16 protein-coding genes and 2 pseudogenes are annotated in these 13730 nt (G+C 70.6%); 8 read left to right on the plus strand and 10 right to left on the minus strand.

Going from position 1 to position 13730, the window contains the following annotated elements:
• The first annotated feature begins 46 nt into the window (after positions 1-46).
• Entirely contained in the window at positions 47-865 is an 819-nt protein-coding gene (locus tag SSP24_RS01230) for a phytanoyl-CoA dioxygenase family protein (RefSeq protein ID WP_141306654.1), read from the plus strand.
• Between the two features lie 3 nt (positions 866-868).
• On the opposite strand, the gene SSP24_RS01235 is transcribed toward SSP24_RS01230, so the two are convergent.
• The 3 genes from SSP24_RS01235 to SSP24_RS01245 all read right to left on the minus strand — a co-directional run bounded on the left by SSP24_RS01235 (position 869) and on the right by SSP24_RS01245 (position 2884).
• Positions 869-1837 carry an aldo/keto reductase gene (locus tag SSP24_RS01235; RefSeq protein ID WP_141306655.1) on the minus strand — a complete coding sequence of 323 codons (969 nt, stop codon included), beginning with the start codon at positions 1835-1837 and terminating at the stop codon, positions 869-871.
• A 63-nt stretch (positions 1838-1900) separates the two neighbouring features.
• A complete protein-coding gene (locus tag SSP24_RS01240) occupies positions 1901-2416 on the minus strand; it encodes a flavoprotein (RefSeq protein ID WP_141306656.1) in 516 nt (171 codons plus the stop codon).
• A 9-nt stretch (positions 2417-2425) separates the two neighbouring features.
• Positions 2426-2884 (minus strand): nuclear transport factor 2 family protein, encoded by a 459-nt coding sequence (locus SSP24_RS01245; protein WP_141306657.1) that lies wholly within the window; start codon positions 2882-2884, stop codon positions 2426-2428.
• A 96-nt stretch (positions 2885-2980) separates the two neighbouring features.
• Here SSP24_RS01245 and SSP24_RS01250 point away from each other — a divergent pair, with 96 nt between their 5' ends.
• Positions 2981-3565 carry a TetR/AcrR family transcriptional regulator gene (locus tag SSP24_RS01250; protein WP_141306658.1) on the plus strand — a complete coding sequence of 195 codons (585 nt, stop codon included), beginning with the start codon at positions 2981-2983 and terminating at the stop codon, positions 3563-3565.
• A 26-nt stretch (positions 3566-3591) separates the two neighbouring features.
• Complete coding sequence (locus SSP24_RS01255) at positions 3592-4470, plus strand: sigma-70 family RNA polymerase sigma factor (RefSeq protein WP_141306659.1); 879 nt, start codon at positions 3592-3594, stop codon at positions 4468-4470.
• A gap of 205 nt (positions 4471-4675) precedes the next feature.
• Here SSP24_RS01255 and SSP24_RS01260 read toward each other — a convergent pair whose 3' ends face one another.
• Positions 4676-5122, minus strand: a complete 447-nt coding sequence (locus tag SSP24_RS01260; RefSeq protein WP_141306660.1) for a nuclear transport factor 2 family protein — start codon at positions 5120-5122, stop codon at positions 4676-4678.
• Between the two features lie 192 nt (positions 5123-5314).
• Between SSP24_RS01260 and SSP24_RS01265 the strand changes: the two genes are divergently transcribed.
• On the plus strand, positions 5315-5764 hold the full coding sequence (locus tag SSP24_RS01265) for a nitroreductase family deazaflavin-dependent oxidoreductase (RefSeq protein ID WP_141306661.1): 450 nt from the start codon (positions 5315-5317) through the stop codon (positions 5762-5764).
• A gap of 59 nt (positions 5765-5823) precedes the next feature.
• Here the strand turns inward: SSP24_RS01265 and SSP24_RS01270 are convergent, their stop codons facing one another.
• A complete protein-coding gene (locus tag SSP24_RS01270; protein WP_141306662.1) occupies positions 5824-6783 on the minus strand; it encodes a cation diffusion facilitator family transporter in 960 nt (319 codons plus the stop codon).
• 120 nt (positions 6784-6903) lie between these two features.
• Here SSP24_RS01270 and SSP24_RS01275 point away from each other — a divergent pair, with 120 nt between their 5' ends.
• Positions 6904-7935, plus strand: a complete 1032-nt coding sequence (locus SSP24_RS01275; RefSeq protein WP_141306663.1) for a glutathione S-transferase family protein — start codon at positions 6904-6906, stop codon at positions 7933-7935.
• 38 nt (positions 7936-7973) lie between these two features.
• Positions 7974-8279 carry a DUF4235 domain-containing protein gene (locus SSP24_RS01280; protein ID WP_141306664.1) on the plus strand — a complete coding sequence of 102 codons (306 nt, stop codon included), beginning with the start codon at positions 7974-7976 and terminating at the stop codon, positions 8277-8279.
• Positions 8280-8340: 61 nt separating this feature from the next.
• Here the strand turns inward: SSP24_RS01280 and SSP24_RS43730 are convergent.
• Positions 8341-8551: pseudogene (locus SSP24_RS43730) on the minus strand (hypothetical protein).
• Positions 8552-8604: 53 nt separating this feature from the next.
• Here SSP24_RS43730 and SSP24_RS01290 point away from each other — a divergent pair.
• Both SSP24_RS01290 and SSP24_RS01295 read left to right on the plus strand, forming a co-directional pair.
• Positions 8605-8986, plus strand: a pseudogene (locus tag SSP24_RS01290) (amidohydrolase family protein); the annotation flags it as partial.
• Between the two features lie 379 nt (positions 8987-9365).
• The gene (locus SSP24_RS01295; protein ID WP_229864805.1) at positions 9366-11096 is read left to right on the plus strand and encodes a hypothetical protein; all 1731 of its coding nucleotides are present in this window, start codon (positions 9366-9368) and stop codon (positions 11094-11096) included.
• Positions 11097-11119: 23 nt separating this feature from the next.
• Here the strand turns inward: SSP24_RS01295 and SSP24_RS01300 are convergent, their stop codons facing one another.
• From SSP24_RS01300 to SSP24_RS01315, 4 genes are read right to left on the minus strand one after another with little or no spacing between them, the layout of a single operon-like run.
• A complete protein-coding gene (locus SSP24_RS01300) occupies positions 11120-12364 on the minus strand; it encodes a cytochrome P450 (protein ID WP_141306665.1) in 1245 nt (414 codons plus the stop codon).
• Positions 12361-12966, minus strand: a complete 606-nt coding sequence (locus SSP24_RS01305; RefSeq protein WP_141306666.1) for a GTP-binding protein — start codon at positions 12964-12966, stop codon at positions 12361-12363. The genes SSP24_RS01300 and SSP24_RS01305 overlap by 4 nt, the downstream gene beginning before the upstream one ends.
• On the minus strand, positions 12947-13318 hold the full coding sequence (locus tag SSP24_RS01310) for a DUF742 domain-containing protein (RefSeq protein WP_141306667.1): 372 nt from the start codon (positions 13316-13318) through the stop codon (positions 12947-12949). Before SSP24_RS01310 ends, SSP24_RS01305 begins: the two co-directional genes overlap by 20 nt.
• On the minus strand, positions 13315-13725 hold the full coding sequence (locus tag SSP24_RS01315; RefSeq protein ID WP_141306668.1) for a roadblock/LC7 domain-containing protein: 411 nt from the start codon (positions 13723-13725) through the stop codon (positions 13315-13317). The genes SSP24_RS01310 and SSP24_RS01315 overlap by 4 nt, the downstream gene beginning before the upstream one ends.
• Between the last annotated feature and the right edge of the window lie 5 nt (positions 13726-13730).

Below are 13730 nucleotides of genomic sequence, written 5' to 3' on the forward strand. Positions count from 1 at the left end.
CGGCCTAGCGTGGTGCACCGACGACACCTCATCGAGGAGTGGACGCATGACAGCCACGGACATAGGCGCCGCCGGTCATCCCATCCTGACCCAAGAGGGGCTCGCACAGTTCCAGGAGGACGGTTTCACGGTCGTCCGCGGGCTGTTCGGGTACGACGAGATCGACCGCCTGTGCGCGGAGTTCACGGCGCTGCACGCGGCCGGGCCGGTGCCGGGGCACTTCGAGCCGCGCGAGGGCGACGATCCGCTCGCCGCCCACCCGAGGGTCATGCACCCGCACGAGATCAACGAACTGGCCCTGCGGTTCCTGCTGGACGCGCGGCTGCGCGGGGTGCTGGAGGTGCTGCTCGGCGAGGAGGTGCTGGCCGCGCAGAGCATGTTCTACTTCAAGCCGCCGGGAGCCCGGGGACAGGCGCTGCACCAGGACAACTTCTACTTGCGGGTCGAGCCGGGCACGTGCGTGGCGGCATGGGTGGCCTGCGATGTGATCGACCGGGAGAACGGCGGTCTGGAGGTCGTGCCGGGCACGCACCGGATGGACATCTTCTGCCCGGAGGAGGCGGACGCGGAGGTGTCCTTCGCACGGGAGTACGTGCCGCCGCCGCCCGGGCTCACTCCCGTGCCGGTCGACATGCGGCCGGGTGACGTCCTGTTCTTCAACGGCAGCCTGGTGCACGGCTCCGGGCCGAACCGTGCGACCGACCGTTTCCGCCGCTCGTTCATCGGCCACTACATCGGCCGCTCCGCCGAACGCATCGGCGGCTTCTACCGCACACTCACGATGAGCGGCGACCGGGTGCCGTTGCCGGAGAGCGAGGGCGCGGGCCCGTGCGGCACGGAGTTCGACCCGCCGGGCCCGCACTGAGTCTCAGTGCCCCGAGATGGGGTGCGGGGTGTAGGGCTGCTGAAGCTCCTCGATCTCCTTGTCGGTGAGCTCCAGTTCGACGGCAGCCACCGCGTCGTCGATGTGGTGCGGCTTGGCGGCACCGATGATGGGGGCCGTCACCGTGTCCTGGTGCAGCAGCCAGGCGAGGGCGACCTGGGCGCGCGGCACGCCCCGGTCGTTCGCGATCCGGGTGACGGCCTCGACGATGGCGCGGTCGCCCTCCTGGTAGAGGCGGCTGCCGAAGTCGTCGTTCGCGCTGCGCTCGGTCGTGGTGCCCCAGTCCCGGGTGAGGCGGCCGCGGGCGAGCGGGCTCCACGGCAGTACGCCGACGCCCTGGTCCGCGCAGAGCGGCAGCATCTCGCGCTCCTCCTCGCGGTAGAGGAGGTTGTAGTGGTTCTGCATGGACACGAACCGGGTCCAACCGTGCAGCTGGGCCGTGTACTGCGCCTTGGAGAACTGCCACGCGTACATCGAACTCGCCCCGATGTAGCGCACCTTGCCCGCCTTGACCAGGTCGTGCAGCGCCTCCATCGTCTCCTCGATCGGCGTCTCCGGGTCCCAGCGGTGGATCTGGTAGAGGTCGACGTAGTCGGTGCCGAGGCGGCTGAGGCTGTGGTCGATCTCGGTCATGATCGCCTTGCGGGAGAGCCCGCCGCCGTTGGGGCCGGGACGCATCCGGCCGTGCACCTTCGTCGCGAGCACGATCTCGTCGCGGCGGGCGAAGTCCCTGAGCGCCTTGCCGACGATCTCCTCGCTGGTGCCGTCCGAGTAGACGTTCGCGGTGTCGAAGAAGGTGATCCCGGCCTCCAGCGCCTGTCGGATCAACGGTCGTGACGCCTCCTCGTCGAGGGTCCACTCGTGCGCGCCCCGGTCGGGAAGGCCGTAGGTCATGCAGCCCAGACAGATCCGCGAGACGTCCAGGCCCGTCGAACCGAGCTTCACGTACTGCATCGTTGCTGCTCCTGCCGTCGGAAAGGGGATTCCGAGGCGAGCGTACGCCGCGCTCAACCCCCTCTAGCGGTCGACCAGGTCCAGCGCGTACTCCCACCGAAACGCCTGACGGTCCTCTCCGGAGTGCGGGTCGCCGAAGCGGACGCCCATCCCCCGGAGCCTCATCAGGCTCTCGTTGTAGGCGGGATGGGCGGCCAGCGCGTCCGCGACGCAGGGCAGGACCGCGATCGGGACGCCCAGGCCGTACGCCTCGCACAGGGTGGCGACGGCGAGGGTGTCGGCCAGGCCCGCGGCCCACTTGTTGATGGTGTTGAAGGTGGCCGGTGCCACCACCACGGCGTCCGGCGGCGGGAAGGGGCGCGGCTCGCCCGGGGTGCGCCAGGCGGAGCGGATCGGGCGGCCGGTCAGCGCCTCGACGGCGGCGGTGTCGAAGAAACCGCCCATGGCGGCCGGCGTCGCGATGACGCCGACCTCCCAGTCCCGCTCCTGCGCGGCGGTGATCAGTTTGCTGACGTCCGCGGCGATCCCGGCGGCGCAGACGACGACGTAGAGGAAAGGCTTCCCGTCCTGTGCGGTCACCCGGGAACCCTACTCAACCGGGAAGGACCAGCCGCTCTCGGCCGCCGGGCGCGGGCCGTGGATACGGCGCGCGCTCTCCTCGATGGGGACGTCGTTGATGCTGGCCTCCCGCCGGGTCATCAGGCCGTGCTCGTCGAACTCCCACAGCTCGTTGCCGTACGACCGCCACCACTGGCCGTCGGCGTCCCGCCACTCGTACTGGAAGCGGACCGCGATGCGGTTGCCGTCGAACGCCCACAGGTCCTTGCGCAGCGCGTACTCCTGATCGCGCCGCCACTTCGCGGTGAGGAACTCGACGATCTCGGCGCGGCCGGTGACGAAGGTGTCGCGGTTGCGCCAGACGGAGTCCGAGGAGTAGGCGAGCGCGACCTTGTGCGGGTCGCGGGTGTTCCAGGCGTCCTCGGCGGCCTGGACCTTCTGCGCGGCGGTCTCGCGGGTGAAGGGCGGGAGGGGCGGGCGGGTGGTCATGGGGGCTCCTCGACGGGAAGGGAGAGAACGAGCGTTCTCCCGTGTTGCTGCTACCGTAGGAGAACGCTCGTTCTCGCGTCAAGGAAGAGGTCGTTCATGGACACCGCAGTCGCCCGGGAGCGGGCTCTGGACGCCGCGGAGCGGCTGTTCTACGGGCGGGGTGTGCAGTCCGTCGGCATGGACGACGTGCGCGGCGCCTCGGGGGTCTCGCTGAAGCGGCTGTATCAGCTGTTCCCGGCGAAGGAGCAGCTGGTCGAGGCGTACCTGGAGCGGCGAGACGTGCGCTGGCGGGGGCGGCTCGCCGCGTATGTGGCGGCCCGGCAGGAGCCGCGGGAGCGGATCCTGGCCGTCTTCGACTGGCTGGCGGAGTGGTTCGGCGAGGCGGATTTCCGTGGCTGTGCCTGGATCAACGCGTACGGCGAACTGGGCGCCGTCTCCGGCCGGGTGGCCGAGCAGGTGCGGGCGCACAAGCGGGCCTTCCGGGACTACGTGGGCGGTCTGGTGGCCGACGCCGGTCTGCCCGCCGCGCTCACCGGGCCGCTGTGCCTGCTGGCGGAGGGCGCCATGGTCACGGCGGGTATCACGGGGAGCGCGGAGCCTGCCGCACAGGCGCGTGCGGGGGCTCGGCTGCTGCTGGCGTCGGGTGTCACCTCGGCCGGGGACGGATCGTCGAGGGACTGAGGGAGCAGGCCGGAGGGAGGTGAGCCATGGGCGGCCAGGAGGAGCTGGCGGCGCGGTTCGAGGCGGAGCGCGGGCGGTTGCGGGCGGTCGCGTTCCGGATGCTGGGCTCGCCCGACGAGGCGGACGACGCCGTGCAGGAGGCGTGGCTGCGGCTGAGCCGCGCGGGCGGCGACGGTGTCGGCAATCTGGCGGCCTGGCTGACGACGGTGGTGTCCCGGATCTGCCTCGACATGCTGCGGGCCCGCACGGCCCGGCGCGAGGAGCCGTACGGCCAGGAGTTCGACGGCGACGGCAACGTGCCCGAGGACGAGGCGGTGCTGATCGACTCGGTGGGGCTGGCGCTGCTGGTCGTGCTGGACACGCTGGGGCCGGCCGAGCGGGTCGCGTTCGTGCTGCACGATCTGTTCGCCGTGCCCTTCGAGGACATCGCCCGGATCGTCGACCGTTCGCAGCCGGCGGCCAAGAAGCTGGCCAGCCGGGCCCGCCAGAAGGTGCGGGGCACACCGGCGCTGCCCGCAGCCGAGGTGGACCGGCACCGGCGGGTCGTCGAGGCGTTCCTTGCCGCCGCGCGCGGCGGCGACATGGGCGCGCTGCTCGACGTACTGGCCCCGGACGTGGTCCGCCGGGCCGACCCCGCAGTCCTGCCGCCCGGAGTGGCTCCGGAGCTGCGGGGCGCCCGTGCGGTGGCCGAGGGGACGGTGCGGTTGCGCGAGCGGTCCCGGCACGCGGCCACCGCCCTCGTCGACGGCCGCGTCGGCATCGTCGTCGCCCCGCGCGGACGGCTGCTGTTCGCCCTCACGGTCACGGTCGAGGGCGACCGGATCGGCTCCTACGAGGTCGTCGCCGACCCGGCGCGGCTGCGGCGGCTTCGTCTGGCGGTGCTGGACGGGCTCAGCTCGCGCTGAGGCCTGTCTGACAAATTCCCGTCGTCCGCCCGGAGGGCGGGGCGCGCGGCGTCATGGGGCTCCACCCGCGCGAGGTTGCTCGAGCGCGGGGGACCGTGCGATCGCAAGGCGCCGGAGCCGCCCTCGATGGGGGGAGGAGTTACGTGGGCGGTTCGGCAACGCGGCGAGCGTGCGTGCCAGACGCGGCGCGGCAGGCGGGAATTTGTCAGACGGGCCCAAAGGCCCGGGCCACCGACAGGCTGTCCTCGTACACGTGGTGGCGGACGATCCGGCCGTCCTCGACGGTGAGATGCAGGGCGAACCGGGCGCGGTAGGGGCGTCCGGTGGGGCGGGCCGTCTGGCGGATCTCGCCGAGCACGACGGCGTCGGCGCCGTCGACGAGGACGCGCTCGATCCTGGTGTCCGCGGCGCCGGGGACGTGGTGGGCGGCCAACTCGCGGTAGTGGGCGGCGGCGTCGCCGCGGGTGCCGCGCTGGGTGATCCACGGCGTGGCGGCGCGGCCGTGCTCGTCGTCCGGCCAGCTCAGCTTCCAGTCGGCGTGGGCGGCGTACAGCTCGGCGATGTGGTCGGGGTCGCCCTGGCCGATCCTGCGCAGCAGTTCCTCGACCGTGGCGCGGGTCGTCGTGGCGGTCTCGGTGGGGGTCGGGGTCATGGGGTGTCCTCTCCTTCGGGCGGCTCCCGGCGGGGTGTGTGTTCGACTGTGCCGTGAGCACGCGAACGGCGCGATTACCTCGGAGGTCATCACGGGCGCCGGAGTGTCGGCCGGGGTGGATGAATCCCGCGTTTGTCAGTGTTGGGGCACGGTGATGGGGGGGCTTCGATACACGACGATGGGACGGTTGCCATGCCACTTGAGGGCGAGTACGAGCCCAGTCCGACGCAGTGGGTGCGCGAGCAGGTGGAGTTGTACGAGAGCTCCGGCGGTACGAAGGGGACGACCCTGATGGACACCGGGTTGCCCGTCGTCCTGCTGACGACCCGGGGTGCGCGGAGCGGCAAGATCCGCAAGACGCCGCTGATGCGGGTCGAGCACGAGGGGCGCTACGCCGTCGTGGCGTCGCTGGGCGGGGCGCCCAAGCACCCGGTCTGGTACCACAACGTCACGGCCGATCCGCGCGTGGACCTCCAGGACGGCCCGGTGAAGCGGGACATGACGGCCCGGGAGGTCACCGGCGCGGAGAAGGCGCAGTGGTGGGAGCGTGCGGTGGCCGCGTATCCGCCGTACGCCGACTACCAGAAGAAGACCGACCGTGAGATCCCGGTGTTCGTGCTCGAACCGGTCGACGGGGACTGAGCCGGAATTTATTTCCCGGCGCGCGATGCATGAAGGCGTGCACGCCGGGCACCCGCACGTCAGGCCCCGCCGCGTTCCCCCGTCGCGGCGGGGCTTTCGCGTGCCTCCTCGGCGAGCCGGTCGGTCACGTCGAGGAAGATCTGGTCGGCCTCGGGCACCGTACGGGCGATCGACCGTTTGATGCGTACGGCGACCTCCTCGACCCGCTCGCTGTCCAGGCCGGGGACCAGGTCGACGCGCGCGGCCACCAGCGCCGAGTCGATGCCGGTCTTCATCGTGAACAGCGCCTCCACGCTGTCGATCTCGGGCTGCGCCTGGAGCAGCGCACGGATCCTGCCGCCGGCCTCCGGGTCCGCGGCCTCGCCGATCAGCTGGGCGCGGGCGTCCTTGCCGAGGCGGTACGCCACGTACACCAGCAGTGCGCCGATGGCCAGCGAGGCGGACGCCTCCCACACCACCTCGCCGGTGGCCATGTGCAGCGCCATGCCGGTGAGGGCGAGGGTCACACCGAGCACCGCGGTGCCGTCCTCGGCGACGACGGTGCGCAGGGCCGGGTCGCGCAGGCCGTCGGCGACGCCCTGTCGGCGCAGTTGGTGCAGGGCGCGGAGCAGGGACGCGCCCTCGGCAAGGAGGGCGACGCCGAGGACGATCATGCCCGCCGCGTAACCGCCGAAGGTCTCCTCGGTGCCCTTGGTGAGCGCCTCGAAGCCCTGGAAGAAGGAGAAGCAGCCGCCCATGACGAAGATCCCGACGGCGGCGAGCAGCGACCAGAAGAACCGCTCCTTGCCGTAGCCGAAGGGGTGCCGCCCGTCGGCGGGGCGGCGGCTGCGGCGCAGGGCGGCCAGCAGGAAGACCTCGTTCAGACTGTCGGCCACGGAGTGCGCCGCCTCCGACAGCAGGGCAGGCGAACCGGCGATCACCCCGCCGATCGCCTTGGCGACCGCGATCACCAGGTTGGCCGCGAGCGCGACGAGTACGGTCACGCGGGTCCTGCGGTCGTTCTTGGATGTCCCGCTCATCACGGCCGGTTGCCCCCGTCGGGGCGGATCACACCGTGGCGGGGGCGGAAACGGGGGAACTCGGGGAACCCGGTCGGCAGCACTGCCCACGGTGAGGACACGGTGAGGAGGAGAGAGGCCATGAACGGCCAGGGTGACGGGAACGGTGACGGCAACCGCGCGTACGGCCGGACGTCGTTCCAGCGGTCCAAGAGCCACTTCGCGGACCGGATCACGGCGGACGGCCGGGACGGCTGGCCGGTCGCGGCGGCACGTTACCGTCTGGTGGTCAGCCGTGCCTGTCCGTGGGCGAGCCGCGCGGTGATCTCACGGCGGCTGCTGGGGCTGGAGGCGGCGGTGTCGATGGCCATCGCCGACCCGATCCAGGACGACCGCAGCTGGCGCTTCACCCTCGACCCGGACGGCCGTGACCCCGTCCTCGGCATCCGCTTCCTCAGCGAGGCGTACGACAAGCGCGAGACCGGATACCCCGGCGGTGTCAGCGTGCCGGCCATCGTCGACGTACCCACCCGGCAGCTGGTCACCAACGACTACCAGCGGATCACCCTCGACTTCGCCACCGAGTGGACCGCCCTGCACCGGGAGGGCGCGCCGGATCTGTACCCGGAGGGGCTGCGGGACGAGATCGACGAGGTGATGGCGAACGTCTACGAGGACGTCAACAACGGCGTGTACCGGGCCGGTTTCGCCACCGGGCAGGCGGAGTACGAGGCCGCCTGCTCGGGCGTCTTCCGGCGGCTGGAGCTGCTGACCGAGCGGCTGGCCCGGCAGCGGTATCTGGTCGGCGACACGATCACGGAGGCGGACATCCGGCTGTTCACCACGCTGGTCCGGTTCGACGCGGTCTATCACGGCCACTTCAAGTGCAACCGGTGGAAGCTGACGGAGAACCAGGTGCTCTGGGCGTATGCCCGCGACCTCTTCCAGACGCCCGGCTTCGGCGACACCGTCGACTTCGACCACATCAAGCGGCACTACTACCAGGTGCACACCGGCATCAATCCGACCAGGATCGTGCCGCTGGGACCGGACCTGTCCGGCTGGCTGACCCCGCATCACCGCGAGGAACTCGGCGGCCGTCCGTTCGGGGACGGCACACCGCCGGGGGCGGTCCGCCCGGGTGAGGACGTCCCGGCCGCCGGCCGTCCCTGAACCCCACAGCCCGTACACCGACAACCAGGGAGACCACGGTGGCCAAGAAGATCAAGAAGAAGAAATTCCCCCTCGCCTACCAGCCGGTCGGATGGGTGCTGGGCTATGCGGGCGGTGCGCTGGCGGGCCTGGCCTTCCGCAAGACGTGGATGGCGCTGCGGCACGAGGAGGACGCGCCCGACGCGCTGGACCCGGACCGCGGCTGGGGGGAGATCCTGCTGGCCGCCGCCATCCAGGGAGCGATCTTCGCGGCGGTGCGCAGTGCGGTGGACCGCACGGGGGCCAAGGCCATCGCGCGCTCGACCGGCGTGTGGCCGACCAAGGAGAAGGGTGGCCGGGACTGACCGGCCGACACGGCGGCGACCGGCACGGCGCGCCTCGGCATAGGGCCGTGACCGAGGAGGCTCAGCCCTGCTTCGGCGCCGTGGGCGCGACGCGGCGCAGGGTGAAGGAGTGTCCGGCCGGGTCGGCGTAGCCGCGTACCTCGTAGCGGCCCGGCGCGCGGCCGGCTCGGCGGCGTCGCGTTCATGTCGCGGCGGAAGGCGAGCCGGGTCCCGTCGGCGCCCCTGATCTCCACTCGGTTGGCGGTCGCGTCCGTCTGCTCGGCCTCCAGCAGTTCCCGGTAGAATACGGCGAGTTTCTCCGAGCAGCAGGTCCAGGGCCGCCGACGCGACCGCCAACCGCGGCACCGTGTGCATCGACGCCGAGCAACTGCCCAAGTGCGCCACCGAGTTGGACGCGCTCGACTTCCAGTGCCACTGTCACGCCCTCGGCGACCGGGCCGTACGCGACGCGCTGGACGCGACCGGGGCGGCGCGCGCCGCGAACGGGCCGAGCGACACGCGGCCCCTCGGCCCATCTCCAGGTCGTCCACCCCTCCGACGTGCCGCGCTTTGCCCGGCTCGGGGCCACCGCGAACATCCAGCCGCTGTGGGCCGCGCACGAACCGCAGATGGACGAGCTGACCATCCCCTTCCTGGGGACCGAACGGGCGGCGTGGCAGTACCCGTTCGGCGCCCTGCTGCGCTCCGGGGGCCGACGACACGCCGGTGTTCCTGCCCGGTGAACGCATAGGACTCGCCGAGGGAGCCCGCCGTGTAGGCCGAAGGCGATCGCGGAGACGCATGTATCTATCACTTACATCGGGGGCGCGCGAGTATACGCAGCTCAAGAAGTGTGAGCAGTAATCGAGATCACGGTCCGGTTACGCGTAGATCATTTACGCCCTGGGCAGTCTCCTACCGCTTTTCGCTTCAACTTACGTATCAGGAAGGTGAGTTCGAATGAGCGGGCGGTCGTGCGGCCGCTCGCCCGCAGGGCGGGGGGACCTCGGGCCACGTCCCCCCGAGCTCGTCTTCTCGGACACGACCGGCTGACAACCACGGCCGATGGACTCCGTTGCCAGGACCACAGCTTGAAGGGAGACCGGTGTGAAATCCAGAGTCGTAGCAGGTGGTCCGGAGACGTCCACCGACAGCCTGCTCCCGGCGCAGCCAAGCGCCCGGCTCCAGCCGGCGGAGGCGGGGAACGCCCTGGCCCGCCTCTTCGCGGAACACATCAATGGGCGCACGGCTCAGTACCGAGATTGCCAGAACGCCGCTCAGCAGCGGCTGGACGCACTGATATCCCCCCGCTCCAGCACCACGCTGCATGTGGAGGGAGCCCTCCAACTGGCGCCGCGCGCATTCCTCCCGCCCGACGAGGAGGGCCAGGCCAGGTTGAGGCGACTGGACGCCAGCCTGCGCGTGATCGAAGCAGCCTTCCCCCAAGTCAGCACCGATATCGCGGTCTGCCGACTGACTTGCACGATGCTGGAAGGGACCTGGAGGAGCCGGGCACTCAGCCCGCCACGCGAGGAGGACCAGACAACCGTCTGCGCCTGCTCTCTGTGCCGTCGACTGCCCACGCCCCCGGCACGCACGCTGGCTGACTACGGTTGGCGGCAGAGCGCCGGTCGTCCCCTCACCGTCAAGACCTGGCCGTACCACCGGGAACTCGACAGCGTCCTGACTGGTGGATGGGTCTTGGCCCGGCAGATGAACGACCTTGAACGAGACCTTGGCTACCGCCACCGCTTCGAGGACGACATCCTGCTCTTCCACGAATACAAACGCGTGATCGACACCATAGACACCACGCACCTCACCCAACTCATCGAAGGCCGCTTGGCCGAGAGTTTCAGCACCAACACCGCACGGGCCCTGGTCTGCGGACTCTACGCAGCCCATAAGCGATCCGTGGACGAGTACTGGCTCCAACAGCATCACGCGGGCAGCGTCGTACTCCCCCAGACCAACCCACTCAGCCAGAGCACCTACTCAGTCCTGCAGATGATGGACTGCCTGTTCTGGCACGTCTCGCCCGACACCGAACTCTGGCAGGAAGAACACCTCGCCTCCCTGCTGCTGTGCCGCGTCGTCGACGACATGGTCGACGTACGAGCCGACGCCCTCACCGGCGAGATCAGCAACTTCTGGCTCGCCGACATGCCCACCCACACCAAGGCCCTCTACGCCGCCTGCGCCATCGCCATGGTCAAGTACGGCTGCATGCCCGAGGCGCATCCCCCGATGTGGAACACCTGGCTGATGCCAAGCACCATCGTCTGGTTGGGTCTCACGGGCCGCCACGCCTTGTGGTTCGACGGCATCACCGAGGGCCTCCCCCCGGCCCAGGACTGCCCGCTGTGCGACCTTCAGCCCAACGCATGCACCGGCATCCTCACCCACGGCACCACCCTCACCATCGCCCCGCGTCCCACCGCACCGGCTCTGAGCGCCCGGACCGCCGAGCTGTCCGCACGCTGCCGGGCCCAGTACCCCGAGACATGGCCCCTCTTCGACGCCGAGCTCCATGCCTTCGAAGCACTGCACGGCCCCTGGCACGGCAACACCGACAGCACATGGGAGATCCTGCGCCGCACGTACATCGCCGCCGTGGAGGCAGCCGGCGCCGCACCGTCCACGGCCCGCGCTCGTGATGTCCAACAAGACTCCGGCGCAGTCGGATCCGAGTTCTTCTACGCCCTGCACGACCCTCAGACCGGGAGGGAGGACACCGCACTGCTCGCCTACATGTTCGGTTGCGCCCACCCGCATTTCCTCTGGAACGCCACGGGATACCGTCCCACGGACCTCGCAGGCGACTGGCTCGACGGCTGACGGCTGACGGCGCGTCTCAGGGCCTATACCTCGAACTCGACCGGCAGGCTGTCCAGCAGGGACATCCATGTGGACGCGGTCGAGGTGAGCTCCTCCGGCGGCACGGCCAGGCGCAGGCCCGGCAGACGGTGCAGCAGGACGTCCACCGCGATCTCGATGATGGACATCCCGATGTTCTGCCCGGGGCACTCGTGCGGGCCCGCGCCGAACGCCAGGTGCGCCTGGTTGCCCTCCACCGAGACACCCGGGTCGGGCCGGATCTCGGGGTCGAGGTTGCCCGGGGCCAGACCGAGAACGAGCAGGTCGCCCTCCTCGATGCGGTGCCCGCCCAGTTCGACATCGCTGGCGGCGAAGCGCCCCGGCAGGACGGCCAGCGGCGGAGAGTTCCACATGGCCTCCTCCACCACCGCCGAGATGTTCAGCTGACCGCTGATCAGCCCGGAGAGCCGGGAGGCGTCGGTCAGGACCAGCTCCAGCACCCGGGCCAGCAGGTTCGTCGTGACGTGCGCGGCGATCAGCACCGCGCGCAGGTGGGCCACGACCTCGTCGTGGTCGAGCGCCGCGTGATGCTCCAGCAGGCCGGTGGCGAGGTCGGAGCCGGGTTCGGACCGCCTGCGCTCGGCGAGTTCACCGAAGATCTCCCTGATCACGCCGTCGTGCGCGACGGCGTCCTCGCCGCCCTTCATCACCTGGGCGCAGGACTCGACCAGGCGACGCCCCTCCGCCTCGGCAAGCCCCAGAATGCGGGCGATCACGAGCATCGGCAGATAGTCGGCGTAGTCGGCCACCAGATCGGCGCGGCCGGAGTCCGCGAACGCGTCGATCTGCTTGTTGGCGAAGTGCGTGGCGTGGCGCCGGACACCGCGGTCGGCGGCGGACTGCAGCCCGTCGCTGACGGCACCGCGCAGTCGGCGGTGAGCCTCGCCGTCCTGGGACACACAGTCGGGGCGCCAGGCGAGCATCGGAACCAGCGGAGAGTTGTCCGGGATCCGGCCCTCCCGCCAGTCCCGCCAGATCCGCGCGTCCCGGGGAAAATGGAGGGGATTGTCGAGCACTCGTCGGCTGTCCCGGTAGCCCAGTACCAGCCAGGCGGGGATGTCGCCCTCCAGCAGCACCGGAGCCACGGAGCCGTGCTCCTTGCGCAGCCGCTCGTAGATGCCGCGCGGGTCGGTCGCCGCCTCCGGCCCGTACAGCCGGGTGAGCTCGGTGTCATGGCCGAAGGGGCAACCGCGGGGCGTATCGGAATCGTTTGAGGGCTGGGCGTTCATCGGGACTCCAGTACGACGGCAGAGCGTTCCTTCAAGTGACGTATCAGAGCGACGAGCACGTCACGGCTGGAGGTCCGGTCGCGGGCGTCGCAGGCCACGACCGGGATGTGCGGGGAGATGTCGAGGGCGTCCCGGATCTCCTCGACCGGATAGTCCTTGGAGTCGGGGAAGACGTTGAGCGCGACGACGAAGGGGACGTTCTGCCGCTCCATCTCCTCGATCGCGCGGAAGCTGGAGGCCAGGCGGCGGGTGTCCACCAGTACGACCGCGCCGAGCGCGCCCTTGAACAGGCCGTTCCACAGGAACCAGAACCGCTCCTGCCCCGGGGTGCCGAACAGGTACAGCACCAGGCTGTCGTTGATGCTGATCTTGCCGAAGTCCAGGCTGACGGTGGTCTCCGTCTTGTCGGCGACGCCGATCAGGCGGTCGACATCGGCGCTGGCCTGGGTGAGGGTCTCCTCGGTGGTGAGCGGCTTGATGTCACTGACCGAGCGGACCATCGTGGTCTTCCCGGTGCCGAACCCGCCGGCGATCATCACCTTCACCGAGCGGGTCTCCCCGGCCGCCGCACTGCCGGGTTGGTCAAAGCCTTTCAAGTCCACTGAGTACCTCCTCAAGGAGCGCGAGGTCGGGCCCGCGACCGGCGTCGTGCGCCGGGATGGGGTCACGGGCTTCGACGCGGCCTGCTTCGAGCAGGTCCGCAAGCAGCACCGCGAGAATGTTGAAGGGCAGGTGGAGATGGGCGCCGAGTTCGGCCACCGACAGCGGTTCGCGGCAGCGCCGGATGATCTCCGCGTGCTCGTGCTGCATGCCCGGGGCGGGGGCGGCTCGGGAGACGATGAGGGTCGCCACGTCGAGGCTCGACGCCGAACCGCCCGGTCCGCTGCGCCCTTTGGTGAGGACGTAGTAGCGCTCGAGACCGGACGGGTCCGTCGGCCGGCGGGGAACACTCATCCAGAGTGCTCCTCCAGGCGCGGAGTGGTGCCCAGCAGTTCGCCCATCCTGCGGGCCAGGTCCCTCATCTGATGGCCCAGCAGGCCCTGGTCGAGGCCCTCGCGCGCCAGGACACCGAGGTACGTCTCCACGCCCGCGCGGACCACGAAGAGGTGACCGCCGTCGACCTCGATCATGGCCAGCCGCAGGTGTCCCGCGTAAGTGGGGAACTGCTCGGCGACCGGCTGGGCCAGCGCCTGCAGTCCGGCCACCACGGCGGCGAAACGGTCCACGTCGTCGGGGTCTTCGGCGCCGTAGGAGGTGATGGCCTTGCCGTCACTGGAGGCCACGAGGGCGAAACGGATCTCCTGGATGCTCTCCACCAGATCGCGCAGCGCCCAGCTCACGTCGGTTCCCTGTTGCGTCATGTGGA

It is taken from the genome of Streptomyces spinoverrucosus, assembly GCF_006539505.1.
Classification (GTDB): Bacteria; Actinomycetota; Actinomycetes; order Streptomycetales; family Streptomycetaceae; genus Streptomyces; species Streptomyces spinoverrucosus.

Bases quoted from the DNA above. Each gene is read 5' to 3' on its own strand.
- SSP24_RS01275 (WP_141306663.1), top strand. From the start codon at position 6,904: ATGAACGGCCAGGGTGACGGGAACGGTGACGGCAACCGCGCGTACGGC.
- SSP24_RS01245 (WP_141306657.1), bottom strand. From the start codon at position 2,884: ATGACCACCCGCCCGCCCCTCCCGCCCTTCACCCGCGAGACCGCCGCG.
- SSP24_RS01315 (WP_141306668.1), bottom strand. From the start codon at position 13,725: ATGACGCAACAGGGAACCGACGTGAGCTGGGCGCTGCGCGATCTGGTG.
- SSP24_RS01265 (WP_141306661.1), top strand. From the start codon at position 5,315: ATGCCACTTGAGGGCGAGTACGAGCCCAGTCCGACGCAGTGGGTGCGC.
- SSP24_RS01255 (WP_141306659.1), top strand. From the start codon at position 3,592: ATGGGCGGCCAGGAGGAGCTGGCGGCGCGGTTCGAGGCGGAGCGCGGG.
- SSP24_RS01230 (WP_141306654.1), top strand. From the start codon at position 47: ATGACAGCCACGGACATAGGCGCCGCCGGTCATCCCATCCTGACCCAA.
- SSP24_RS01250 (WP_141306658.1), top strand. From the start codon at position 2,981: ATGGACACCGCAGTCGCCCGGGAGCGGGCTCTGGACGCCGCGGAGCGG.
- SSP24_RS01235 (WP_141306655.1), bottom strand. From the start codon at position 1,837: ATGCAGTACGTGAAGCTCGGTTCGACGGGCCTGGACGTCTCGCGGATC.
- SSP24_RS01300 (WP_141306665.1), bottom strand. From the start codon at position 12,364: ATGAACGCCCAGCCCTCAAACGATTCCGATACGCCCCGCGGTTGCCCC.
- SSP24_RS01260 (WP_141306660.1), bottom strand. From the start codon at position 5,122: ATGACCCCGACCCCCACCGAGACCGCCACGACGACCCGCGCCACGGTC.
- SSP24_RS01310 (WP_141306667.1), bottom strand. From the start codon at position 13,318: ATGAGTGTTCCCCGCCGGCCGACGGACCCGTCCGGTCTCGAGCGCTAC.
- SSP24_RS01270 (WP_141306662.1), bottom strand. From the start codon at position 6,783: ATGAGCGGGACATCCAAGAACGACCGCAGGACCCGCGTGACCGTACTC.